Raw genomic sequence first — 24,484 nt, 5'->3', positions numbered from 1 at the left:
TCAATTTTCCTGCATAAGCTTTCAATAATCATTCAGAATGATCTTTATTGGTTTATTTCTCTTTTTTATTTATTAGCTTTGTCTTCGAGAAACACTATCACTATTCGATATGAAAAGAATACCGCTGCTGATCTTCTATGTTTGGCTATTGTTGGAATGCTTGCCGGGAGTTGCCAATAACCCTCATTTCAGACATTACAACAATAAGCACGGATTATCGCATAATACGGTGTATTGCTCACTGCAGGACCTGCGGGGTTTCATGTGGTTTGGTACGGAAGACGGACTGAATCGTTTCGACGGGCATACATTTAAAATCTACAGACATAATTCATATAATCCGAATAGCTTGCCGAACGACCATATCCTGAATCTTTTTGAAAGTTCAGATGGAAAGATATGGGTTTTTACCGCCGGTGGAACCTGTTATTATGATTACAAAACAGATACCTTTCATGCATTCCAGCTGTCACCCGGGCAAAACGAACCGGAATCTTTTTCCGCTGTAACAGAAGACAAAAACCACAGTCTGTGGTTTATCGGTTATAACCGGATCGTCCGGTACAACCCGTCGGATAACACTTCCCGGACTTATCCGGCTGAAAACAATTTCTATCCGGCCATTATCACATTAATGAACGATGGAGAACCTCTTTTCTCTGACCGGCAATCTTTATATATGTATAAATCCGAGACCGATAACTTTCAGAGACTTCCTCTTCTGAATGAAATGCAGATCGATAGCCAGATCGTTATACAAGCAATATGCCAGATCCCAGACCTGGGTATCTTGGCCGGGACCAATCAGGGCGGACTTCTGCTTTACAAATATCAGGACCGGAGTGTAGTGAATATTATTCCCGAAATACAGGTTCGTGCCATCACTCCGTATAGTACGACAACCTACTGGATTGCATCTGAATCAGGCATCTACATTTATAATATACTGGATCAGACAGTAACCAATCTGCGAAAATCCCTGACGAACGAATATGCCATTGCTGACAATGCTATTTACTCCGTAACCCGGGACCGCGAAGGAGGCATGTGGGCAGGTTCCTTTTTTGGCGGGATCAGTTATCTGCCCAAAGAATATAACCGGTTCAACTATTTTATCGGAGGAAAAACACATCCCCAGTTACTCGGTAACGCAATCCGCGAAATCGTACCCGACCAATATGGCAATCTATGGCTGGGAACAGAAGATAACGGTATAAACTGCTACAATCCTCAAAACGGACAAATAACAAACTACTCATACAACAATCCGAAACATCTTCTGTCGGCGACCAATATACACGGGTTACTGGCTGACGGTAACCAGTTATGGGTAGGCACGTTCAATAAAGGGATCGACGTATTGGATATTCCATCCGGAAAGATCATCAAACATTATTCACGCGAAAATACCCACAATGCCCTGAACAATAATTTTGTCCTTTGTTTCTGCAAAACAAAGAATAATGAATTTCTGGTAGGTACCGGCAGCGGGGTATTGTCTTACGACAGGCAGACTGAAAGTTTTACGCAATGGAATAATATTTACACCCTGATCAGGCAGATATATGAAGATAGCCGCGGAGATATATGGTCTGCAACATCCAACGGTATTTATCACTACCTGCGTGAAGAAAATAAGGTAGAACAATACACGGCCGATGCCAACAAATTACAGAGTATCGGCAGCAATAACACGACGTCAGTCTTTGAAGATTCAAAAGGCCGGATATGGGTTACCACTGTTAACGGATTATCCCTGTTCAACCGGGAAACAAAATCGTTCAACCGGATCACAGCAGAAGACGGGTTACCCAGTAATATCATCTACCGGATCGTTGAAGACGATTCCCACAATTTCTGGTTATCCACAGCGAACGGCCTGGTCAGGTTCAATCCGGAAACATACGTAATGAAAACCTTCACCTATACAGACGGGTTGCATGAAACACAATTCAACTACAGTTCTTCCTATCAGTCACCCGACGGAACGATCTATATGGGAACTATCAATGGAATGTTGTCATTCAACCCATCCCGGTTCAAAGAAGACACATTCACCCCTCCCATGTATATTACCGGGATCGACCTTCCCGAAAATGAAGCAAAAGGATATAATTTCACTACTTCTTCCATCGAAAACAGGGACGTTTTAAAGTTACCTTACGATGCTTCGACATTTACCTTGTCGTATATAGCTCTCAGTTATACTTCGCCGGATGCGATCCGTTATGCCTATAAGCTGGAAGGCGTCGATAAAGACTGGATCTATATGAATCAGAATAAAAATGTCACTTTCGCCAACCTCTCTCCCGGAGAATACACCTTCAAAGTGAAATCGACCAATAGCAGCGGTATATGGCAGAATAATGAGCAGTCGTTACAGATCATCATTACCCCGCCTTTCTGGGCTACCGGATGGGCATTTCTGGTTTACATCCTGATCATTTGTATCTGCATAGTACTCTTCTATAATTACAAAAAAGCAAAACTGGAAGAAAAACACCGTATAAACCAGGATTTATTCGAAAGCAAAAAGGAAAAAGAACTATACGATGCCAAAATACAGTTCTTTACCTTTATCACTCACGAGATACGGACACCACTCACATTGATCAAAGCTCCTTTGGAAAAGATCATCAAATCGAACGACGGTACTCCTTCTACCAGGGAGAACCTTCAAATTATTGAAAAAAACACACAACAGCTATTAAACTTAAGTAACCAGTTACTCGACTTCCGGAAAACGGAAAGCCGGGGATTCAAGCTGAATTATGTAAATACAGATGTTACTCTCTGGCTTCAAACGATCCTGCAACCATTCCTTCCGGTTATGGAACATGATAATAAAACATTTGTCTGCGAGATACCTGAAGAAACATTCTCCGCCTTTATCGACCGGGAAGCTTTCTCCAAAATAATGAACAACTTGCTGACCAATGCTATAAAATATTCAGACAAGTACCTCGCCCTGCAACTGCAAATACAGAAGGACAGGAATGAGTTTATCATTTCCGTCACTAATGACGGTATGCTTATCCCCGATAGCGAAAAAGAAAATATATTTACCCCTTTCTACCGTCTGAAAGAAACGGAACATCAGCAAGGAAGCGGTATCGGACTTTCGCTGGCGCGTTCACTGGCTGAATTTCATAAAGGTACTCTAAATTATACGCAGACTCCGGAAGGAATGAACAGGTTTACACTTATCTTACCTAAAGAGCAGGAAGACTGCTATTTATTAACATTCGACAAAAACACAGAAAATACGGTCACAGATAATACCTGCGACGCTGATAATGAAAAGCCGGTAATCCTGATAGTGGAAGACCAGGAAGATATGCGTCGGTTCATTGCCAAAGAGTTGGCAGAGACATACCGGATCCGGGAAGCCGCTAACGGAAAAGAAGCGGTTACAATTTTAAAAGATCATACGGTAAACCTGATCATCAGTGATGTAATGATGCCTGTTATGGATGGGTTTGAACTATGTAATGAGGTAAAGAATGATGTCAACTACAGCCATATTCCTTTCCTCCTGCTGACAGCTCAACACAATCTGCAATCCAGGCTAAAAGGGTTGAACAATGGAGCCGATGCATATATGGAAAAACCCTTTTCGATCGAGTTGCTGGTTGCCCAGGTCGCAAACTTGCTGAAAAGCCGGGAGATGTTGACCAGAACTTACAAAGAAACTCCATCCACCCCGGCAACAACATTGGCTGTTTCCACAGTCGATGATCTTTTCCTGCGGAAACTTAATACATATCTGGAAGAACATATCACCAACGAAGCCATGAATGTAGAAATGCTGGCAACGGAAATGGGGATGAGTACCTCCAGCCTGTACCGGAAAGTAAAAGGATTGTCAGGGTTATCTCCGGTCGACTTTATAAAAGTAACCCGACTGAAGAAGGCTGTCCAACTTATGGAGAAGGGAGAAAGCCGCATCAATGAAATTGCATTCCAGACTGGATTTTCTTCTCCGGCTTATTTCTCTACCTGTTTCCAGAAACAATATGGGAAAACACCGTCGGAATTTATGAAAGAGTATTAGCCAAAGGCAATGTAAAACGGAAAGTGGCACCCTCTCTGAGCCTGGAAGATACGGACATTTCGCCTCCCATCTTATTTACCAGTCCTTTACAGATAGCAAGCCCTAATCCAATACCATTGCTAGCCCCTTTCAACTGCACGAAACGGCCAAAAATATGATCCAATTCCTTTTCCGGAATACCTGTACCGGTATCGGATACATAAAAGTGAACATAGCCGTCCTCCAATTTATAACCAAAGCGAATAGTCCCGACAGAGGTATGTTTTATCGCATTCGTCAGCAAATTACTAAGGATTTGTACCAACCGGCTCTTATCCGTCCTCATAGTGATATCAGCACAAGGATCCAGTATCAATTCCACATTTTCCGGCATCCGCAGCTGCATCACATTGTACATATCTCTCATGGTAGAAGGCAAGTAAATATCTACATAAGCAAACGAGAGCATGCCTGATTCTATTTTTGAAATATCCAGCACATCGTTTATCAAACGTAATAACAATTCATTATTCGATTTGATGAGACTTATATAAGTCTCCCTTATTTCCGGATCGGTTTCAATAGACAACAGATCGGAGAATCCCACTATAGCATTTAACGGGGTACGGATCTCATGTGTCATATTGGCTAAAAACGCAGATTTCAACTGGTCGGCATTTTCAGCTTTCTCCTTGGCATCTATCAAGGTTCGTTCATATTCAATATATTTCTGATTATCGACCATGCAACCTACAATCAAATTTACACGTTCGTTCTCATCATGTTCGAGTGCTCTCCCGATCACCTCGTAATTCCGGTATTCCCCGTCATCGTTCTTCAAACGGAAATTAACGGCCAACTCCAATAAATTCCTGTTTCTTATCTCATTGAACAAAAGAAAAAAATCTTCCCTGTCATCGGGATGACGGAGACTGGACAGAGCACGGCAGATATATTTATTCCTTTCCAACAGGTAATTACTGGCACCATAAAACTGAAAACAATGGTTACAATGCTCTTTATCACAGGTCTGAAAACGATGAAAATTAAAAGAGTAGGTGGTTATGTGGCTATTCTTCAATGCTAATTCCATCATAGTACGACTCTCCGTCAGTTTACCGTTCAGAGCCTTATTTTCTTTTTCCCTTTCTACCTGCTCAGACACGTTGCGAATATAGACCACCACATATTTATGATGCAACGGAACCATTCTTATCTTAAAATAGACTACCGGAGTATTATGCCCGGGAATCGACATATCCACATTGATTATTTCCGATGTATCCAGGCATTTTTGTACAATCTTCGTCATATTCCTCTTCGTTTCATCGGGGTAGGTAAAACCTGGCAAATCATCTATACGGTGATTAATAGCTTCGGGAGTGATACAAGTCTCTGTCGCATAAGCGATGATCCGCTCTACAACAAGTTCTTCATTCACTAACAGTATCGTATCCGGAATCGATTCGGCTACCTTTTCGGAGATATCAGCCAGTTCCCGCATTTTCTGGTCATACGACATAACATCCCATTCTTTAGAGGCCGGGTCTGTAAGTAACAGTGTATATCCTATAATTCCTCCTTCTTCATTGAACCCGGGAATGATAGAAAACCCGAGAGGCAAATTGTGACTGACCACACTCCCATTCCGTAGATAAGTTTTTTGAATATCTGAAAGAAAAGTCGTTTCAAATAAATTGCTCAGGAGAAAATCAGAAATATCTGTTATAGCAAACTTCTCACACATTGCCTTATTTAAAGCGATTAACAAACCATCACCATCATACAAAGCTCCGCCCTGAGGATAGTAGTTAAAGAAATTTGTTATCAACTGCTGTTCGACCAATGAATTTCCCATCGCTATTTAGATTTAAATCAATCTACAAAGAAAAGCAAACTTTATAAATCAAAGACTATTTAAACATAAAAATATTTTATCAGAGAAAAATAACAATTACCATAAACGCAGTCTATCGCATCATAGATATTATCCATCGGATAAGTTTGGCTAAGGAAAATGAATAAGCGAACTTTGTTACAGAATCATGTAATGTTATAAAAAATAGGGATATAATTAGTCAATAGCAAAAAGGCGATAAGGGATATGCCGTGAGATGGCACAAGAGATCCCGTCATAACTAAGAGAGGGTTAATCCCGGGAAGTTTTCCCGGGATTAATTATTTATATTCATCCTGTTATTTGATGCGTTTACATTTTCCGGAAATATGCTCAATATCCAGACGCAGGACATTAGTCCGCTTAAATGATCCGGCAATATATTTTTCTCCGACAACCTCAAATCCGGAACAATATTTCTTTGCCAGCAGACGCAGGGCAAGCATTCTCTCTTCTACCGGCAGATCCATATGAATTGTACCGAAAGCAATAGCAGATTCATAAGCAGTCGTAAACTGTTCGGGAATAACACGGGTTTCTCCAACTACACTAAAACTGACTTTCGGGTTTTGTTTCAGACATTCCAGTTTATATCCTTCCGGGGCACAATGAAAATAGATACACTTATCATCGTTCAGCACATAGCTGATCGGTATACCATAACCATAGCCATTCACTCCCTCCATAGCAAGAAATCCATATTCTCCACTTTCCAAGAGCCGATAAGCTAATTCATTTTCAAGAATTCTATCCTTTCTTCTTATTTCCGTAAACATATCCTTGAGATTTAGAAAGACAAAATTACTATATTTGTGCGTACAAATCACACCTGATAAAACACAAAAATATGAGAACACAAATTTCCCTGTTTCTAATTGCCTGTTTTTGCAGCCTTACTTGCCTGGCACAAAACGAGTTCGACAAATACTTCACAACCAAAAGCCTACGAATTGATTTCGCTTTAAGCGGAAATACCCAATTTCAGGCCGCAGCTATACAGCAATTACGAGAAGAACCGGTATGGGGAGGTCCTGTTAAAAACCGGATCGACAAATTCAATTATGGCGGATATTACATCAACATATATGATAAATCAACCAATGAATTGATCTACTCACGCGGTTTCAATACGCTTTTTGAAGAATGGCGTACCACAGAACAGGCCAAAACAGAAACACAATCGTGGACGAACAGTATCTCGGTTCCCTATCCTAAGACAACAGTCGTTGTTGAGATTACAGCACGTGACAAAGCGGATATGCAATTTCACCCTCTGTTAAAAATGGATATCGACCCGACCAGTATTTTCATTGACCGGGGAAAACTAAAAGAAAATAAAGTAACTCAAATTCAATATGAAGGAAATCCGAATGAAAAAGTCGATCTGGTTTTCATTGCAGAAGGTTATACGGCAGACGATCAGGATAAATTTGTTGCCGATGCAAAGAAATTTACGGAGTCATTGTTTCAGACGCCTCCTTATACTACACGACGTAAGGATTTCAATATATGGGCTGTGAATCTAATCTCAGAAGATAAAGGGACTGATATTTCAGGTAAAGGCATATATAAGAACACGGCTTTAAATTCCGGATATTACACCTTTGGAGTCGACCGTTACCTGACAACACCGGATATGAAACCGATCCGCGATGCAGTATGGAATGTACCCTGCGATGCCATATTTCTGCTGGTTAACACCGATACATATGGTGGTGGTGGCATGTATAATTTCTACGCTATGGGAACTGCCGATAATGAAAAAACACAACATGTTTTTGTCCATGAATTCGGACATAGTTTTGCCGGACTGGCCGACGAATATTTCTCTTCCGAAGTCGCCTATCAGGATTTCTATAATCTGAAATATGAGCCCTGGGAACCCAATATAACGACACTGGTTGACTTCGACAGTAAATGGAAAGATCTTTTACCTGCCAATACTCCTATTCCAACACCACTGGACGCTGCACACAAAGATAAACCCGGTGTATTTGAAGGAGGCGGTTATATTTCCAAAGGTATTTACCGCCCGATGGATCATTGTATGATGCGCGATTATGCTCCTTTCTGCCCGGCCTGCAGCCGTGCAATTCTACGAATGATCGATTTCCTGTCTGACAGAGAATACTAAAAAAACAGAAGGAGGTATGCCATCAAAACATACCTCCTTCATATTTATATTAACCAAAAGATCTAAAATTCAATTCATCGGAACTTCCATCAATAAGATTTTCGCATCCTTCAGAACTTCTATCGTTATACTGTCGGTATCATAGAAACCGGCACCATCCCGTTTGGATAAGGTCGTGTTGTTCACCTCCACTTCCCCTTCAATAACGAAAAGATAAACACCTGTTCCTTTCTTATGAAATTTATACTCTTTAATCTGTCCGGCATCCAGTGTTCCCAACGAGAACCAGGCATCCTGATTGATCGCAGCCGGAGTTGCACCATCAGGCGAAAGGATCAAAGATAACTCATTCTTTTTCAACAAAGGACGTACATCATAATTGTTGTACTTCGGTTTGGTATTCTCTTCACGCGGGAAAACCCAAATCTGCAGAAATTCAAGCTGCTGCTCGGCACTATCATTAAACTCGCTATGGAAAATGCCTGTACCGGCACTCATCACCTGTATATCTCCCGGAGTGATCGTTTCGCTGTTCTGTATACTATCGCCATGCCGCAAATAACCATTCAACGGAATAGAGATAACTTCCATATTCTTATGTGGGTGTGTATCAAAACCTTCACGCGGTGCTACCGTATCATCATTCAATACACGCAACTTTCCGAAATGTACTCTTTTGGGGTTGTAATAATTGGCAAAACTAAATGTATGATATGTTTTAAGCCATCCGTGGTTTGCATATCCGCGAGAGTTCGCCTTATCTACTACCATTTTCATAAATATTCCTCCTCTTTAATTCACATATATAACATTTCAGCCGTTGAAAAAGTTCCGGCAATGCCTTTTGTCCGGTAACAGCCTTTTTTATTCATATGAAAAATGATCATAAATAAAACATATCTGAACAGAATTCAGTACTTTTGCACAAAAATTCATCCAGTAAATATATAATCATATGGCAGTTTACTTAAACGATGTATCTAGAACCTTCGGAGAATACCTTCTTATTCCCGGTCTGACTACAAAACAATGTGTGCCTACAAACGTTTCTTTAAAAACTTCGCTTGTCAAACACAATGTTGGCGATAAGTCATCTATCGAATTAAATATCCCGTTCGTATCGGCAATCATGCAATCGGTATCCGGTCCGGAACTGGCAATCGAACTGGCCCGCAACGGTGGTCTTTCTTTCATTTTCGGTTCACAACCGATCGAGAGCCAGGCTGAAATGGTTAGAAGAGTAAAGAAATTTAAAGCTGGTTTCGTGACCAGCGACTCCAACCTGACACCGGAAAACACGCTGGCTGACGTGATCGATCTGGTCAACAAAACAGAACACTCCACCATCGGTATCACTGATGACGGAACTCCTAACGGTAAACTGCTGGGATTGGTTACCAGCCGCGACTATCGCATCGAAAAAGACGATCCTTCCACAAAAGTAAAAGAGTTCATGACACCTTTCGCAAAACTGATCGTCGGAGAAGTCGGCATCACGCTAAAAGAAGCCAACCAGATCATCTGGGATCATAAACTGAATACACTTCCGATCATAGACAAGGACCAGAACCTGGCCTATTTTGTATTCCGTAAGGATTATGACAGCCATCGCGAAAATCCGAACGAAATTTCCGGAGCTGACAAAAAATTACTGGTCGGTGCCGGTATCAATACCCGTGACTATACGGAACGCGTTCCTGCCCTGGTTGAAGCCGGTGTAGATGTATTATGTATCGACTCATCAGATGGTTATTCGGAATGGCAATACGAGACATTACAGTGGATCAAGAAAGAATATGGTGACAAAGTAAAAGTCGGAGCCGGAAACGTGGTGGACAGAGATGGTTTCTTATATCTGGTAAAAGCCGGAGCTGACTTTATCAAAGTCGGGATCGGTGGCGGTTCCATCTGTATTACACGCGAACAAAAAGGAATCGGACGCGGACAAGCTACCGCTTTGATCGATGTAGCTCAGGCCCGCGACGAATATAAAGAACAGACAGGTATTTATGTTCCTATTTGCAGCGACGGTGGTTTGGTGCACGATTATCACATGGTACTTGCATTGGCAATGGGAGCTGACTTTCTGATGATGGGACGTTATTTTGCCCGTTTCGACGAATCTCCTACAAAGAAACTGCGTATCGGAAACAACTTCGTAAAAGAATATTGGGGTGAAGGTTCAAACCGTGCCCAAAACTGGCAACGTTACGACATGGGAGGAAGTGCCTCGCTGAAGTTTGAAGAAGGTGTAGACAGCTATGTTCCTTATGCCGGTAAAATGAAAGACAATCTGAATCTGACATTAGGCAAGATCAAAGCTACCATGTGTAGTTGCGGTGCTATCGCAATCCCCGCCTTACAGAAAAATGCCAAGATCACGCTGGTATCTTCAACGAGTATCGTAGAAGGTGGTGCACACGATGTGATCCTGAAAGAACAGAATTAAGTAATCCTATCTGAGATATTTAATCCCCCAACTGTAATCTCTTCATTCGTGAGCTTACTGTTGGGGGATTTTTTCTATCAATAATTTATATCTACAGAAATCCGATATTTTGAAAACAGACGTAAATATCTCCTATAAAACATATAGAAAACAGAGGTAAAATAACATTATATCAAACGGAGATTATTAGAAACCAAATATTTGAATATCTTTGAGGATAATAAAAACATTCGGTTATATAATACACAATAGACAAAGGAGATATAGAGTCGCTAGTATATGAAAAGAAGAAGAAAGAAAAGAAGTACCAAGCAGTATGCGGTTATTGCTTTCTACGAAAAAAACAACAGATGGCCTGCACCTTCGTCGCAAAATGTAAAAGAGCGGCATCTAGGTGAGTGGATTACCAGATGCAGATTTATCAGGAACCATTCTCCGGAGAAACTTACAGAAAAGCAGATTCAATTAATTGATAGAATCGATGCGGATAAGGCTCAAAAAAAGACAGAACGGTGGATGGCTAATTATGAGATGTTGAAAGACTTTGTGGAAAAAGAAAAACGATGGCCTTCCGTCAATGCTTCAGAACCGGAAGAAATCAGACTTGTCAACTGGTGCCTGTCACAACGGATTACCAGAAAAAACACCCCCAAAAGCAAACAAAATAAAGAACATATCAAACTGTTGGATGATATCGGTTTCCATTGGAGTTCAAACAACAAAAGAAGAACATGGAAAGAATCGTTCAACCTGGTCAAGGATTATTATGCCCGTACCGGTCAATGGCCTGCCCATACCAGAGATCCGGAAGAGTCGAGACTGGCGAAGTGGTGTAGTAAAATGAGAGCCTATAAAAACCGAACGGATACAAGTGTAACGCTTTCTCCCGGACAGATCAAAAAATTGAGTAATTTAGGTTTCGACTGGACCAATAGCCAGGAGAATAACAGACGCTCACCGGAAAATACCAACAGGATATGGATCGAGAGATATCATCATTTTTGTGAGTTCACAACAAACAACAAACGATACCCTAAGGCGAAATCCGGAGATCCCCAGGAAGAGTCTCTGTATTCATGGTGGATGAGAATGGCTTATTTGAAAAGAAAAGGCAAGCTCAGTAACGAACGTATCCATCTACTTGATTGTATCGGATTCAGATGGGGGAAAGGGAATGAATAGTTGAAAACAAAATTTCCCCACTCTGTCCCCGAAAGATAGGCGCATTCAGGTATTACTTTTATTCTAAAAAATATATTTATATTTGCTGCGATTTTTGGTTCATATAAAATAGACTCTATGAATATGATTAAAAGGGAATCAGGTGTGAATCCTGAGCAGACCCGCTGCTGTATTCTCCACAAAAGTCTTTGAACAACAAATACATCCACTGTTCATCAATGAATGGGAAGGAACGTTTAAAGATGGAGTAAGTCAGAAGACCTGCCAAAATCTTTTTTCTAAGGCTAACGTGGAATATAGCTGAAAGATATGACCAATGGAAAAATTCTAATTTTTCTTTTATCTTTTGTACTAAATTTTCAATTGTTTAGCTGTAATTTTTGTTATTTTTTCAATATTAATAATAATTATTATGGTTACATCATTTACTCGTTGCAGAACTCCATTTTTAATATGGCTGTTTCTGTTTATTTTATTTATTCCCATTTGTACCTTTGCACAAACTAACAGAATGGTTAGTGGTTATATTGTTGATGAAAACAATAAGGCGTTAGAAAACATTGTAATTTTCATCAAAGGGTCGGAGTTGAGAACGATTACAGATGACAATGGCTACTACTCCATAAATTTAGAAGACTCAAAAAATCATGTATTGATAACCAACAGTTACAATACCGTTTCCGCTGTCCGCGACATTCCTGATGGCGAACAGGATTACAGATTGGATATTCAGCTGTCATATAAATCATTAAGCCTTCCCGAGGTAGATATTACAGGAGCCAAACCCCAAAGCTACAATTCTGATATCGCCTTTTCTGCAACCCGCATGGAAATTCCGGTGCTGGAGATACCGGGATCGGTTGGTATTGTAACAAGAAAATTAATTGAAGACCAGCAGGCAACCACCATGACAGAAGTAGTACGAAATCTGGGTGGTGTCAAAGGAGGAGCTTCTGGTGAAGCCGGTAACATTAACGAGGTATTTTCTTCCCGTGGCTTTTCTATAACAAACTCCCGCAATTATTTCAGAAATGGAGTACGTTATCTCAAATTCTCAAATGATGCTCTTTCAAGTATCGAACGCATCGAAATACTAAAAGGACCTGCATCCGTTCTTTATGGAGCCGTAGAACCTGGTGGTATAATTAATTTTATCACCAAGCCGACTTTATATACTCCCCGCTATGGAGCTTCCATCAGATATGGCAGTTATGATTATAAACAGGCGGCCATCGACTTAACCGGTCCAATAAACACGAAAAAAACAATACGCTATCGCCTGAATGCGATGTACGAAGACGCAGATAAATTCCGTAAACCGCAAAATAGTAAACGATATGACATCACTCCAACCATTGACATTGATTTAGGAAGAAAGACTACTCTTAATCTTGATGCAGACATTTTCAGGGACAAGAGAACACATGATCCCGGAGTTTTACATATAAACAATGAAATTATCGATCATGGGTTCAAAACTTTTTTAGGTGAACCATGGGCTTATGGGAAGTTTACTAACACCAGTTTCGGCTATGAGTTGAAGCACCGCTTTAATAAAGATTGGACATTCAGAAGTTCTGCCCGCCAATATTTCACCCATGAAGACCGTCTGTATTTTCAGATGAAGACACCTCAAAAAGATAGTACAATCACTAGACGTCTGGCACATTGGGATGCAAAAATCAATTATTTAAATCTGATTGAAGAAATTAGCGGTAATTTCACAACAGGCTTTATCAAACATAAAGCGATCGCAGGAGTAGAATTCGGCCGGCTTACCAATAGAAGAAAAGTAAAGGGTAATATGTATACCCCCATAAATTATGTCAACCCTGTATACTCAGAGAAACCGACAGATTTTGAAATGGAACAAAGTACAAATTTATATATCACACAAAACACCGGAGCAATATATTTGCAAGATCAGCTAAGCTTTACCGACCAGCTAAAATTATTAATTGGTGCACGCGCGGACTGGGTAAACGACAAACAGGACAATTATATTAAAGAGACAAAAAGTGATGAAAAGAATTTCGCTATATCTCCACGTGTTGGTGCGGTTTATATGCCAATACCAAGTTTAAGCCTTTATCTTTCTTATAGCCAATCATTCGTCCCTCAATCCGGCCAGACTAAAGATGGTAAAGCTTTCGATCCGATTCGTTCCAAGCAATGGGAAGCCGGTATAAAGAAATCATTTTTCAATGATCGTCTTACCTCTAGCCTGGCGTTCTATAAACTGTCAAAAACAAACTTACCTACAACAGATCCTGAAGATGAAGAATTCAAAATTCTTATCGGTGAACAGACAAGTAAAGGTATAGAATTAGCTGTCTCCGGCGAAATTACCCCGAGCTGGAGTGTCGCATTCAACTATGCATATACACATGCCGAGGTGACCGAAACTAACGACAAGAACTATCCCGTTGGTACAAAGTTAGCAAATATATCTCCCAGTCAGCTCAATCTATGGACTTCTTACCTTGTTAGAGGAGGTGTTGTAAAAGGATTATCGTTTGGTGGCGGCTGGTATTATCAAGGAAAATCTTATGGAAACATGGCCCAAACCATCGAATTGGACTCATACCATATTTTTGACTGTTTTGTTGCCTACAAACGTAGCTTCTATAAAATTTCCGCAAACTTGAAAAATGTATTCAATCAGGAATACTATACCGGCTCGCAAGGTAATAACCTGTTGTTCCCCGGTACAGCCAGAACACTCATGGTAATGCTGGCTGTTAACTTTTAAATGACTGTGTTATGATGCACAATTATATCCTCAAAAAGATATTGGTAAATACACATTTATATATAGGACTCATATTAGGGTTAGTGATAACCCTAATATGTGTTTCCGGTTCAGCCATTGTCTATAAACCTGAGTTAGAAAAACTGTCGGTGAAAAAATTGGCATTTGTCGAGCCGTCGGACAGAATAATCCCATTGCAATATTTACTGGATAACGTTAGAAAAAAATATCCTCAACTAACTATAAGCAACATGGTCCTTTACGGAGGAAAGGATTGCGCATACAGTTTTCGGGCCACATCCCCGGATGAGAAAGGTCGAATTCAAGTTTATGTCAATCAGTATACGGGGGAAGTCCTCGGGATTGACCGATATCGTCACAAGATATTCCAATGGTTGTATGATTTACATGTCAAGCTTTTATTAAAAAAGAACGGCGTTGTATGGGTTGCAGTGTTTGGTTTCTTACTGATATTTCTTATTGTTTCCGGTCTATTTTTATATCCAAGTAAAAAAATATTCAACTTCCGGCAAGGGGAAAAACCAGGCGTCAGATGTTACAGGTTACATATAGTTATAGGACTCTTCACAGCCTTGTTTCTATTTTTAATCGCTTTCACCGGTTGCTATTTTGGGTTCAAAAAAGAATTCCACACTGTATTTGAATCTGTATCATCAGGTAAAGCCTTACAACCAGCTCCCAAAGTTGAAGAGTACTCCGGTCAATGGATTTCTTTAGATGCCATTATGGATATAGCATGTAAAGAATTTACAGAAGGTCGTCCTATGATGATCTTTTTTCCGAAAGACAACAAATCTGTTTTTTCTGTCAGAATGTACCATACAGGTGACTTTGAAAGAACAGGAAGTAACCACATATACATACACCCTATTACAGGAAAAGTTGTCAAATTAAATTTGTGGAAAAAAAAGCCAACTTCAGAAAAACTGACCCGGTCTATGTATTTCATTCATTTCGGTACTTTCTGGGGACATTATTCACGTATTCTGTGGATCTTTATTGGCCTTGTTGTTCCATTTTTATATTTCACAGGTTTTTATGCATGGTGGTCTAAACTAAAAAGGAGGCAAAACACCCCCTATTCCGCCCCTTGTAAAAGAAAACCCCTTGCAAGTTCTTGACTTACAAGGGATCATTTTTTTAGCAGTTGTTCTACCAGGGCTCGAACCTGGAATTTCAGGACCAGAATCTGACGTGTTACCATTACACCATAGAACAGTTTTTGTAGCTTCGAGTAGTATGTTTCTCGATTACGGCTGCAAAGATACGGACATTTTTTATTCTTGCAAATATTTCGCGAAAAAATTTCATCAAAATAAACAATTTTCTTTTTCTCCTGTTTTGAATTTACTGGGTTTATACATATATTAAATAGAGAAAGCATGCAGTTTATAAATTAAGGAGTATATTTGCATCTTCGAAAATTATTCAATAAAAAATAAATGGATCAAACAAAAGAATTAGTAAAAACAATTATTGAAGGCCTACAAGAGAAAAAAGGCAAAAATATTGTAACCGTAGATTTAACCCAACTATCCGGAGCTGTATGCCAATATATGGTGATCTGCGAAGGAAACACACCAACCCAGGTTTCAGCCCTGTCTGATTCCGTTTGGGATTCTGCACGAAGAAAAGCCGGTGAAAAGCCATTGTCTGTCGACGGCAATCAAAGTGCCCAGTGGATAGGTATGGATTATGGCACGGTTCTTGTACACATATTTTTACCGGAACAACGCGAGTTCTATAATCTGGAAACTTTGTGGTCGGACTCAAAGGTCACACAGATCCCGGATCTCGATTAAACCGGATTAATATTATCGAATTCAAAGTATGGAAAATAAAAACGACATGTTTAATAAAGCGCCGAAGAACAATAAGCCAAAAATGTTCCGGTTTAACCTGTATTGGATGTATGGGCTAATATTTATGATGCTTATTGCATTATATCTGACAAACGATTCCTCGGCGTCAAAAGAACTGGGATGGACTGAATTCCAGAAACTGGCTCAGGAAAATGTGTTTGACAAGATGGTTGTCTACAACAAAAAAAACCTTGTTGAAGCTAGTGTTAAAAGCGGACAGAAAGGATTGGTATTTAAGAGTGACAGCACGGCTTTGGGAACAAACCCTAAAGTATATGTAAAAATACCGTCGGCAGACAAATTTTCCGATTTTTACGACAAAGCGGTGACAGATAATCATATCGATACACAAGTACGGTTTGAAGAAGGAGATGATGCAATATGGAACTTTCTGGTATCTTTCGGACCTATTATTCTGATTATTGTCGTATGGATTTTCCTGATGAGAAGAATGTCTGGAGGTGCAGGCGGTGGCCCCGGCGGAGTATTCAGTGTCGGCAAGGCCAAAGCACAACTATTCGATAAAGATAACGACAGGAAAGTTACATTTAAGGATGTAGCAGGATTATCTGAAGCCAAGCAGGAAGTAGAAGAAATAGTATCTTTCCTCAAAAATCCTGAAAAGTATACGGAACTGGGAGGTAAAATTCCTAAAGGTGCCCTGTTGGTTGGTCCTCCGGGAACCGGTAAAACATTACTGGCAAAAGCAGTAGCTGGTGAAGCAGATGTACCGTTTTTCTCATTGTCTGGTTCCGACTTCGTGGAAATGTTTGTCGGTGTAGGTGCATCACGTGTTCGTGACCTGTTCCGTCAGGCAAAAGAAAAGTCACCTTGTATCGTATTCATTGACGAGATCGACGCCGTTGGCCGTGCCCGTGGTAAGAACGTGAATATGAATAGTAATGACGAACGTGAAAACACGCTGAACCAGTTACTGACAGAAATGGACGGTTTCGGTTCCAATAGCGGTGTGATCATTTTAGCAGCAACTAACCGTGCAGATATCCTGGATAAGGCTTTACTTCGTGCAGGACGTTTCGACCGCCAGATCCATGTGGAATTACCGGATCTGAATGAGCGTAAAGAAATATTCGGAGTACATTTACGCCCGATTAAAATAGATGAGAGTGTCGATGCTGAATTTCTGGCACGCCAGACTCCGGGTTTCTCCGGAGCCGATATCGCGAATGTTTGCAATGAAGCAGCATTGATAGCTGCCCGTAGCGGAAAGAAATTTGTCCAGAAAGAAGATTTCATGAATGCTGTAGACCGTATTGTCGGAGGTTTGGAAAAACGGACCCGCATAACCACAGCAGACGAACGCAATAGTATTGCTAATCATGAAGCCGGCCACGCAACTCTAAGTTGGTTACTTGAACATGCCAACCCTTTGGTAAAAGTAACTATTGTTCCTAGAGGTAAAGCGTTGGGAGCAGCCTGGTACTTACCGGAAGAACGCCAGATCACCACCCGTGAACAGCTACTTGATGAAATGTGCGCAACACTGGGTGGGCGAGCTGCAGAAGAATTGTTCCTAGGCAAAATTTCGACTGGAGCATCCAATGACCTGGAACGTGTCACCAAGCAGGCCTACGCTATGGTTGTTTACTTTGGTATGAGTGATAAACTTCCGAACCTGAATTATTACGATTCAACCGGTCAGGACTGGGGATTCACTAAACCATACAGTGAAGAGACATCCCGCATGATCGACCAGGAAGTACAAAAGATCATCAACGAACAATATGAACGTGCAAAGAAAATCCTGTCAGAAAATGCAGAAGGGCACAACCAACTGGCACAGGTATTGCTTGAACGGGAAGTGATCTATACAGAAGATGTGGAACATATCTTTGGCAAACGGGCCTGGATCTCACGCTCACAGGAAATTCTGGAATTGCAGGAAAAGGCAAACAATGAGAAACAGGCTGCTGCTGACGACAAAAAAACGGAAGATACAGACAGCCGGGCAACCGACAATAAAGTCCAGGTTGTTACGGCTAGTGTCAGTGAGACTGACAATATTGCCTGACAAATATTGTTTACCGGACACAGATAACGCAGAGCACGCAGACTGCGTTATCTGTGTCCGGTTTATTTGTTTTGCCACACCCTATCCTGTTTATATTTAGATTTATTCTTTATCTTTGCACGAAAAATAAATCAACAAACGAACAAAACGATACAGTATTGAAAAATCTGATAAAACGGGCGCTTACCGGTATAATCTTCGTTGCGGTACTGGTTGGAGCAATTTGCTACCACCCAATCTCTTTTCTCATCGTATTCGGTTTAATTACCGGATTAACTTTATGGGAATTCTACGGCTTGGTGAAACATTATGAAGAAGCCTCTATCAAGCGAACAATCTCATCACTGGGAGGAGCTTATCTATTTGCTGCCACTTTCGCTTACACCAACCAACTGACAGATGGTATCATTTTCCTGCCCTATCTCCTATTCCTTATATATATACTGGTTGCCGAATTATATTATAAAGCACCGAATCCGATCAATAACTGGGCATTTACCATTTTTGCACAGGTATATTGTGCCGGTACATTCTCGATGCTGAACTTTATAGCTACCATACCGGATACTCCCGGACAAATCGTTTATTCGCCTTTGTTCATTATGGCAATCTTCATTTTCATCTGGCTGAATGATACCGGAGCATATCTGGTCGGTTCCATGATCGGAAAAAGAAGATTGTTTGAACGCATATCTCCTAAAAAATCATGGGAAGGATTTTTCGGAGGACTAGCTGTCGCTTTAGGAGCTTCACAAGTTCTGGCATGGTATGCCCCGGAAGTAAGCTGGTATAACTGGCTGGGATTATCAGCGACCGTTGTCCTGTTTGGGACCTGGGGAGACCTGATCGAGTCATTACTGAAACGCACGCTGGGTGTTAAAGATTCCGGCAACGTTCTTCCCGGTCATGGAGGAATGCTCGACCGGTTCGATAGTCTGATGCTGGCTGCTCCTGCCGCTTACATTTATATAGAAGTGTTTATTCGAAATTAAACGTCAGCGAAACCATACGTGAAGTTGCTTTCGATAACGCATTCGGATACTTGATAAGATCTTTATCAGTAAGGTCGCTACGATCTTTTTGCAAAAGGTCGACTAGCCCGAAACTAAACTTCAATTCGGGACAGAGCTTAAAAAACGGCAGGTAAATATCACATCCGATACCAAACTCCAAACCGAAATCAGCTCCTTTCAACAAGACAGGCATCCCCTTTTTACGTCCAAGATCCATCGCACCATATATACCTCCTATTAAATAAGGACGATAATTATTCAACCGAAGGGCAGAAAACTTCACATTCAGAGGAAAACTCAGGATAGTAGAACGGACAGAAGTAGAGAACTCCTCACCAGTTTCCTGTTCACGGAACAGAAACTTTTTATCCCCGAAATGCACGGTGGGAACAAAACGCAAATTAAAATAGGGATTCAGATACATATCACCTATAACACCGACACTGAATCCTGGCGAATAACTAGGAATTTCAGCAAACCATATCTCACCATCGGTTGTAACACCGGTATTGGTCAACAACAAATCCTGCGCATGCAATCCGACATGGAATCCCAAATGGAGCCACTTCAAATCGGCATACGGCTGATTTTTAACCTTTTCTTTTTGCGCCATCACACCAGGGATGGCAAGGCTACACACTAATATTAAAAGTAATAGACGTCTCAACTCTCAATCAATTTTGAATAATAACGAAAAAGATCAGAACTTATTGCAGAAATACAAATAAAACTCTATTTTTGCACCAACTAATAGTTATCAATTTTAAACGTTTAAGAAAATGGCTTATTTAATTAGTGAAGATTGTATTGCTTGCGGTACTTGCATCGACGAGTGTCCGGTAGGAGCTATTTCAGAAGGTGATATCTATCATATCGATCCTGAAATGTGTACTGATTGTGGTACTTGTGCTGACGCTTGTCCTACTGAAGCAATTCATCCGGTTGCATAAACCGCAGTAAAATAGGCAACCTTTACAACAGGATACCTATAAAAGATAACGAGCTGCCTATTCTTTAAAGAAAAGCAGCTCGTTATTATTTTTCCCCCTTCTTAGAAATCGATGTCCAGTTTTATCTCATCTGAATCATCGTCTGTTTTTGTTTCAGCATCCGGGGCCTGTGCTTTTTGATCTTCGGAGTTTCGCTGTTTGATGTAATTGATTACATCATTCATTCCCTCCATAAACTTCTCAAAATCCTCCTTATAAAGGAAAATCTTATGCTTCTCAAAAGAGACCTGTGTTCCGTTTTTAGGCTGTACCTTTTTACTTTCGGTAACCGCCAGAAACAAATCGTCTTTCAAGTTCTTCTTCACATCCAGATAATAGATCCGCTTACCTGCTTTTATGGCTTTAGAGTACAGAATCTCTTTATCGCCACCTTCAACCTGTGTTTTCTTCACCGACTCATCCATATAGCCAACATTTGTTAAATACCCACCCAATATTCATAACTTGCTTCAAATATGTGCATTTTTTTTTAAACAACAACTATTTTAACTCATCAAAATATCTGATTTTACGTTTGAAAGTGTAAAATAACGCCTAACTCATGTAAAATTAAATAAACCAGGACTCTTTTATCAAAAGAATGACTACCTTTGCAACCTAATTTATAATAAAGTAGTTCCTTCAAACGATGATCAACAGAATTTTAATCCGCATTAAAGTTTTACAGATAGTTTACTCATTCTATCAAAACGGAAACAATGACCTCAAAGTAGCGGAAAATGAATTGCTTTTCAGCTTACGGAAGTCGTATGACTTATATCACTACTTCCTCCTTCTAATTATCGAAGTCACCAATTTACAAAGACGTACGCTCGACGCTAAAAAATGCAAGTACATGCCGACTCACGCAGAGTTGAATCCCAATACTCGTCTGGTAGATAACCGTTTCGCAGCCCAGGTCGCAGAAAACGAAGCTCTTCAGAAATATGTAGCAGAACAAGGGTTGTCATGGGTTAACGATGAAGAGTTTGTAAAAAATGTACTGGACATAATCCTGGCTTCGGATTTGTATAACGAATATCTGGATAATGAGAATGATTCGTACGAGACAGACAAAGAGTTTTGGCGTGCCGTATTCAAAAAGTTAATCTGTGGTAATGAACAGATTGAAGAATTTCTGGAAGATAAAAGTATCTACTGGAATGACGATATCGGAATCGTTGAAACATTTACATTAAAAACAATCAAGCAATTTGAGGAAAAAAGCGGTAGCAAACAAAAATTGTTACCGATGTTCAAAGACATGGAAGACCAGTCTTTTGCAATCAAACTATTCCGCCAGTCATTGCTGAAAGGTTCCGAATATCGCGAACGTATCAATAAACATATGAAAAACTGGGAAGCTGAACGCATTGCCAATATGGACCTCATTATTATGCAGGTAGCCCTGGCTGAAATCATGACATTCCCGACAATTCCTATCAATGTCACATTGAACGAATATATCGACACAGCAAAATACTACAGTACTCCTAAAAGCGGAGTGTTTATTAATGGAATATTAGATTCTATTGTATCCGAGTTAAAAAAAGAAAAGGTATTGCTTAAAGACTAATTATTATCCTTACATTTGTAGTTAGTCAACTTGGTACAAATTTATAAATGAATATAATTAATTATGAGCTTAGTTAGTATTTTACTTCAGGCTGCCGGAGGCCAGTCACAGTGGTCAGGCATCTTAATGATGGTAGTTATCGTTGCCATCTTCTATTTCTTCATGATCCGTCCGCAACAGAAAAAGCAGAAAGAGATCCAGAAATCGCGTGAAGCGTTGAAAACCGGTGACAAAGTAATCACAGCCGGAGGTATTTACGGTAAGATTAAAGAAATCGGTGATACTTATATGCTGATAGAAATTTCAGACGGCGTACGTATCCGTGTTGATAAAACTTCTATCTTTGCTTCATCAGAAGACGCACAGCAAAAATAAGGAACAACAAATATGCCGCAGCTTGATAATATAAATCAATCATTCAAGTCTGCCCGGATGAAGATTAATGCTTTTCTGCGTCGTCAGAGATGGAAGGAAGCATTGATCTTTTTCTTTTTTGTACTACTGTCATTAGGTTTCTGGTTATTACAGAGCCTCCAGCAGGAATATGAGATAGAAATAAACGTACCGGTCAGATATAAGAATATCCCCCCTGATATCTCCTTTACGGAAACACCTCCCCAAGTGGTTATTGCCAAAGTAAAGGATAAAGGAAGTGTTCTGTTGAACTATTCCTTCGGGAGATCATTTGCTCCAATCGAGACGAATATGAAAAATCAAGCAGAAAAAAGCGGTTCCATATCCATTTCTAAAAAAGCGATCGAAAACGATATTCAAAAACAATTGCTGGCAACCACCTCTTTGGTTACTTTTGAACCTCAGCACATTGAAGCAGCATACAGCAAACGTATCAAAAAAGAGATTCCTGTTGTATTCAATGGGACGATCCAGACAAACCCTGGTTTTCACGTATCCGGTAATATAACAATCTCACCGATGAATATCAGCGTATATGCAAGTGATGTAGTCCTGGATACTCTGAACCAGGCGAAAACGGTATTTACGGAAATAAAAAAAGGTAATAAAACAATCACAAAGACCGTACAACTGCAAAAGGTCAGCGAAGCGACTTATGATCCGACCAGTGTTACTATAACGATCCCTATTGAGGAGTTTACAGAAAAAACACTGGAAATTCCGGTACTTTGTACGGATTTGCCACCTCATTATACGTTACGCACTTTCCCTTCCGTTGCAAAGGTGACATGCAGTATTCCGTTATCTCGCTTCAAGGACTTATCGGAAGACGCTTTTGAGATCAGATTTTCTTTTAAAGACCTGGAACAAAACGTATCAGGCTCCTTACCTATCCAACTGACAAAAAAGCCGGATTGGGTAAGTTCTGTGGCGCTCGTTCCGGACAAAATAGAATTCATCCTGGAACAAAATAATCTTCAATGATCAAAATTGGCATAACGGGAGGTATAGGAAGCGGTAAATCGGTAATCGCTACTTTATTGAATCTATATGGAGTACCGGTTTACGTAGCTGATACGGAAAGTAAAATATTGACTGAGACTTCTCCTGTAATCAGAAAAAAACTTATAGCATTGTTCGGGAACAGCATTTATACAGAAAACGGACTGAATAAAAAATTGTTGGCGTCATACATATTCAACACTCCTGAATACCTTCAACAGGTAAACGCAATCATCCACCCTGAAGTCAACCGGCATTTCTCTGAGTGGACAAATGCCCAAACTGCTAATGTATGCGCTATTGAATCGGCAATTCTCTTCGAATCAGGTTTCAACAAAGCGGTAGACAGAAGCCTGATGGTGTATGCTCCCCTGGAGCTCCGTATTGAACGGGCTGTCTCACGGGATAATGTTCTCAAGGAAGAAATCGTACGTCGCATCGAAAATCAGTTACCGGACGAAACAAAAAGGGACCAGTCTGATTATGTCATTTACAATGATGATAAGCAGGCATTACTCCCCCAGATTGAAAAATTTCTGGCGTCTTTATAGAATTAATCGCATAGTTATGCTACATTTGCAGCTTTAAAGTTTAACACTATTAGAAAACGAAGTATTATGTTGAAGACTATTTTGTCTATTTCGGGAAAACCGGGATTATTTAGATTGGTTTCCCACGGAAAGAACATGCTGATTGTCGAATCGCTGACAGATAAAAAAAGAGTACCCGCTTATGCAAAAGATAAAGTGATCTCGCTAGGTGATATAGCTATTTACACGAACGAGACGGAAGTTCCTTTGCACGAAGTTCTTACCAGCGTAAAAAATAAAGAAAACGGGGCTAAAATAACAGTACCTTCAAACACAAATGAATTGCGTACTTATTTCGCCGAAGTTTTACCTGATTTCGACCGTGAAAGAGTATATCCCAGCGATATCAAGAAATTGCTGACATGGTATAACATCCTGATCGGAGCAGATATCACCGATTTTACCCCGGAAGAAGAACCGGCTACAGAAGAAACAACAGCCGAGACAGAAACTAACGCTGAAGAAAAAGCTGAATAAGAATCGATCAGTAACAAAAAAGCCGCTGCATTAATTAATGCAGCGGCTTTTTTGTTATAGC

The 24,484-nt window shown here is 40.3% G+C and carries 20 protein-coding genes, 1 tRNA gene and 1 riboswitch; of the genes, 15 read left to right on the top strand and 6 right to left on the bottom strand.

What is annotated here, in order from left to right; translation table 11 throughout:
* Positions 1–109 precede the first annotated feature (109 nt).
* On the top strand, positions 110–4,054 hold the full coding sequence (locus DWW23_RS08700; protein ID WP_122352903.1) for a hybrid sensor histidine kinase/response regulator transcription factor: 3,945 nt from the start codon (positions 110–112) through the stop codon (positions 4,052–4,054).
* Here the strand turns inward: DWW23_RS08700 and DWW23_RS08695 are convergent.
* Complete coding sequence (locus DWW23_RS08695) at positions 4,038–5,891, bottom strand: PAS domain-containing sensor histidine kinase (RefSeq protein ID WP_122352902.1); 1,854 nt, start codon at positions 5,889–5,891, stop codon at positions 4,038–4,040. The two genes, DWW23_RS08700 and DWW23_RS08695, sit on opposite strands and share 17 nt — an antisense overlap.
* Before the next feature lie 338 nt (positions 5,892–6,229).
* Complete coding sequence (locus DWW23_RS08690; protein WP_122352901.1) at positions 6,230–6,706, bottom strand: pyridoxamine 5'-phosphate oxidase family protein; 477 nt, start codon at positions 6,704–6,706, stop codon at positions 6,230–6,232.
* Between the two features lie 71 nt (positions 6,707–6,777).
* On the opposite strand from DWW23_RS08690, the gene DWW23_RS08685 reads away from it, so the two are divergent.
* On the top strand, positions 6,778–8,064 hold the full coding sequence (locus DWW23_RS08685) for a M64 family metallopeptidase (RefSeq protein WP_122352900.1): 1,287 nt from the start codon (positions 6,778–6,780) through the stop codon (positions 8,062–8,064).
* A gap of 69 nt (positions 8,065–8,133) precedes the next feature.
* Here the strand turns inward: DWW23_RS08685 and DWW23_RS08680 are convergent, their stop codons facing one another.
* Positions 8,134–8,841 (bottom strand): pirin family protein, encoded by a 708-nt coding sequence (locus tag DWW23_RS08680; RefSeq protein ID WP_122352899.1) that lies wholly within the window; start codon positions 8,839–8,841, stop codon positions 8,134–8,136.
* Positions 8,842–9,019: 178 nt separating this feature from the next.
* On the opposite strand from DWW23_RS08680, the gene DWW23_RS08675 reads away from it, so the two are divergent.
* From DWW23_RS08675 to DWW23_RS08660, 4 genes are all read left to right on the top strand, one after another.
* A complete protein-coding gene (locus tag DWW23_RS08675; protein WP_122352898.1) occupies positions 9,020–10,513 on the top strand; it encodes an IMP dehydrogenase in 1,494 nt (497 codons plus the stop codon).
* A gap of 279 nt (positions 10,514–10,792) precedes the next feature.
* Complete coding sequence (locus DWW23_RS08670) at positions 10,793–11,695, top strand: helicase associated domain-containing protein (protein WP_122352897.1); 903 nt, start codon at positions 10,793–10,795, stop codon at positions 11,693–11,695.
* A 78-nt stretch (positions 11,696–11,773) separates the two neighbouring features.
* Positions 11,774–11,979: riboswitch (cobalamin riboswitch) on the top strand.
* 128 nt (positions 11,980–12,107) lie between these two features.
* Entirely contained in the window at positions 12,108–14,447 is a 2,340-nt protein-coding gene (locus DWW23_RS08665) for a TonB-dependent siderophore receptor (RefSeq protein ID WP_122352896.1), read from the top strand.
* 11 nt (positions 14,448–14,458) lie between these two features.
* Complete coding sequence (locus tag DWW23_RS08660; protein WP_122352895.1) at positions 14,459–15,589, top strand: PepSY domain-containing protein; 1,131 nt, start codon at positions 14,459–14,461, stop codon at positions 15,587–15,589.
* A gap of 26 nt (positions 15,590–15,615) precedes the next feature.
* On the opposite strand, the gene DWW23_RS08655 is transcribed toward DWW23_RS08660, so the two are convergent.
* Positions 15,616–15,686 (bottom strand) — tRNA-Gln (locus DWW23_RS08655).
* Positions 15,687–15,910: 224 nt separating this feature from the next.
* Between DWW23_RS08655 and rsfS the strand changes: the two genes are divergently transcribed.
* From rsfS to DWW23_RS08640, 3 genes are all read left to right on the top strand, one after another.
* Positions 15,911–16,270 carry a ribosome silencing factor gene (rsfS, locus tag DWW23_RS08650; protein WP_122352894.1) on the top strand — a complete coding sequence of 120 codons (360 nt, stop codon included), beginning with the start codon at positions 15,911–15,913 and terminating at the stop codon, positions 16,268–16,270.
* 28 nt (positions 16,271–16,298) lie between these two features.
* Positions 16,299–18,362 (top strand): ATP-dependent zinc metalloprotease FtsH, encoded by a 2,064-nt coding sequence (gene ftsH / locus DWW23_RS08645; protein ID WP_233564290.1) that lies wholly within the window; start codon positions 16,299–16,301, stop codon positions 18,360–18,362.
* Between the two features lie 158 nt (positions 18,363–18,520).
* Entirely contained in the window at positions 18,521–19,354 is an 834-nt protein-coding gene (locus DWW23_RS08640; RefSeq protein WP_122352892.1) for a phosphatidate cytidylyltransferase, read from the top strand.
* On the opposite strand, the gene DWW23_RS08635 is transcribed toward DWW23_RS08640, so the two are convergent.
* Entirely contained in the window at positions 19,341–20,042 is a 702-nt protein-coding gene (locus DWW23_RS08635) for a porin family protein (RefSeq protein WP_122352891.1), read from the bottom strand. The two genes, DWW23_RS08640 and DWW23_RS08635, sit on opposite strands and share 14 nt — an antisense overlap.
* A 112-nt stretch (positions 20,043–20,154) precedes the next feature.
* Between DWW23_RS08635 and DWW23_RS08630 the strand changes: the two genes are divergently transcribed.
* On the top strand, positions 20,155–20,325 hold the full coding sequence (locus DWW23_RS08630; RefSeq protein ID WP_007658993.1) for a DUF362 domain-containing protein: 171 nt from the start codon (positions 20,155–20,157) through the stop codon (positions 20,323–20,325).
* Positions 20,326–20,426: 101 nt separating this feature from the next.
* Here the strand turns inward: DWW23_RS08630 and DWW23_RS08625 are convergent, their stop codons facing one another.
* Complete coding sequence (locus tag DWW23_RS08625; RefSeq protein ID WP_122352890.1) at positions 20,427–20,789, bottom strand: DUF3276 family protein; 363 nt, start codon at positions 20,787–20,789, stop codon at positions 20,427–20,429.
* 224 nt (positions 20,790–21,013) lie between these two features.
* Between DWW23_RS08625 and nusB the strand changes: the two genes are divergently transcribed.
* The 5 genes from nusB to DWW23_RS08600 all read left to right on the top strand — a co-directional run bounded on the left by nusB (position 21,014) and on the right by DWW23_RS08600 (position 24,423).
* Complete coding sequence (nusB, locus tag DWW23_RS08620) at positions 21,014–21,940, top strand: transcription antitermination factor NusB (protein ID WP_122352889.1); 927 nt, start codon at positions 21,014–21,016, stop codon at positions 21,938–21,940.
* Positions 21,941–22,003: 63 nt separating this feature from the next.
* Positions 22,004–22,315, top strand: a complete 312-nt coding sequence (gene yajC / locus DWW23_RS08615; RefSeq protein WP_007658999.1) for a preprotein translocase subunit YajC — start codon at positions 22,004–22,006, stop codon at positions 22,313–22,315.
* A 12-nt stretch (positions 22,316–22,327) separates the two neighbouring features.
* Positions 22,328–23,338: a YbbR-like domain-containing protein gene (locus DWW23_RS08610; protein WP_122352888.1), complete on the top strand. Its 1,011-nt coding sequence runs from the start codon at positions 22,328–22,330 to the stop codon at positions 23,336–23,338.
* A complete protein-coding gene (gene coaE, locus DWW23_RS08605) occupies positions 23,335–23,907 on the top strand; it encodes a dephospho-CoA kinase (protein ID WP_122352887.1) in 573 nt (190 codons plus the stop codon). Before DWW23_RS08610 ends, coaE begins: the two co-directional genes overlap by 4 nt.
* A 66-nt stretch (positions 23,908–23,973) precedes the next feature.
* Positions 23,974–24,423 carry a DUF5606 domain-containing protein gene (locus DWW23_RS08600; protein WP_122352886.1) on the top strand — a complete coding sequence of 150 codons (450 nt, stop codon included), beginning with the start codon at positions 23,974–23,976 and terminating at the stop codon, positions 24,421–24,423.
* Positions 24,424–24,484 lie beyond the last annotated feature (61 nt).

Origin of the sequence: Parabacteroides sp. AF14-59, from assembly GCF_003479515.1 — a bacterium.
In the GTDB taxonomy this organism is placed as follows: domain Bacteria; phylum Bacteroidota; class Bacteroidia; order Bacteroidales; family Tannerellaceae; genus Parabacteroides; species Parabacteroides faecis.
The sequence above is the reverse complement of the archived record's forward strand: the minus strand, read 5'-3'. Positions and strand labels throughout refer to the sequence as shown.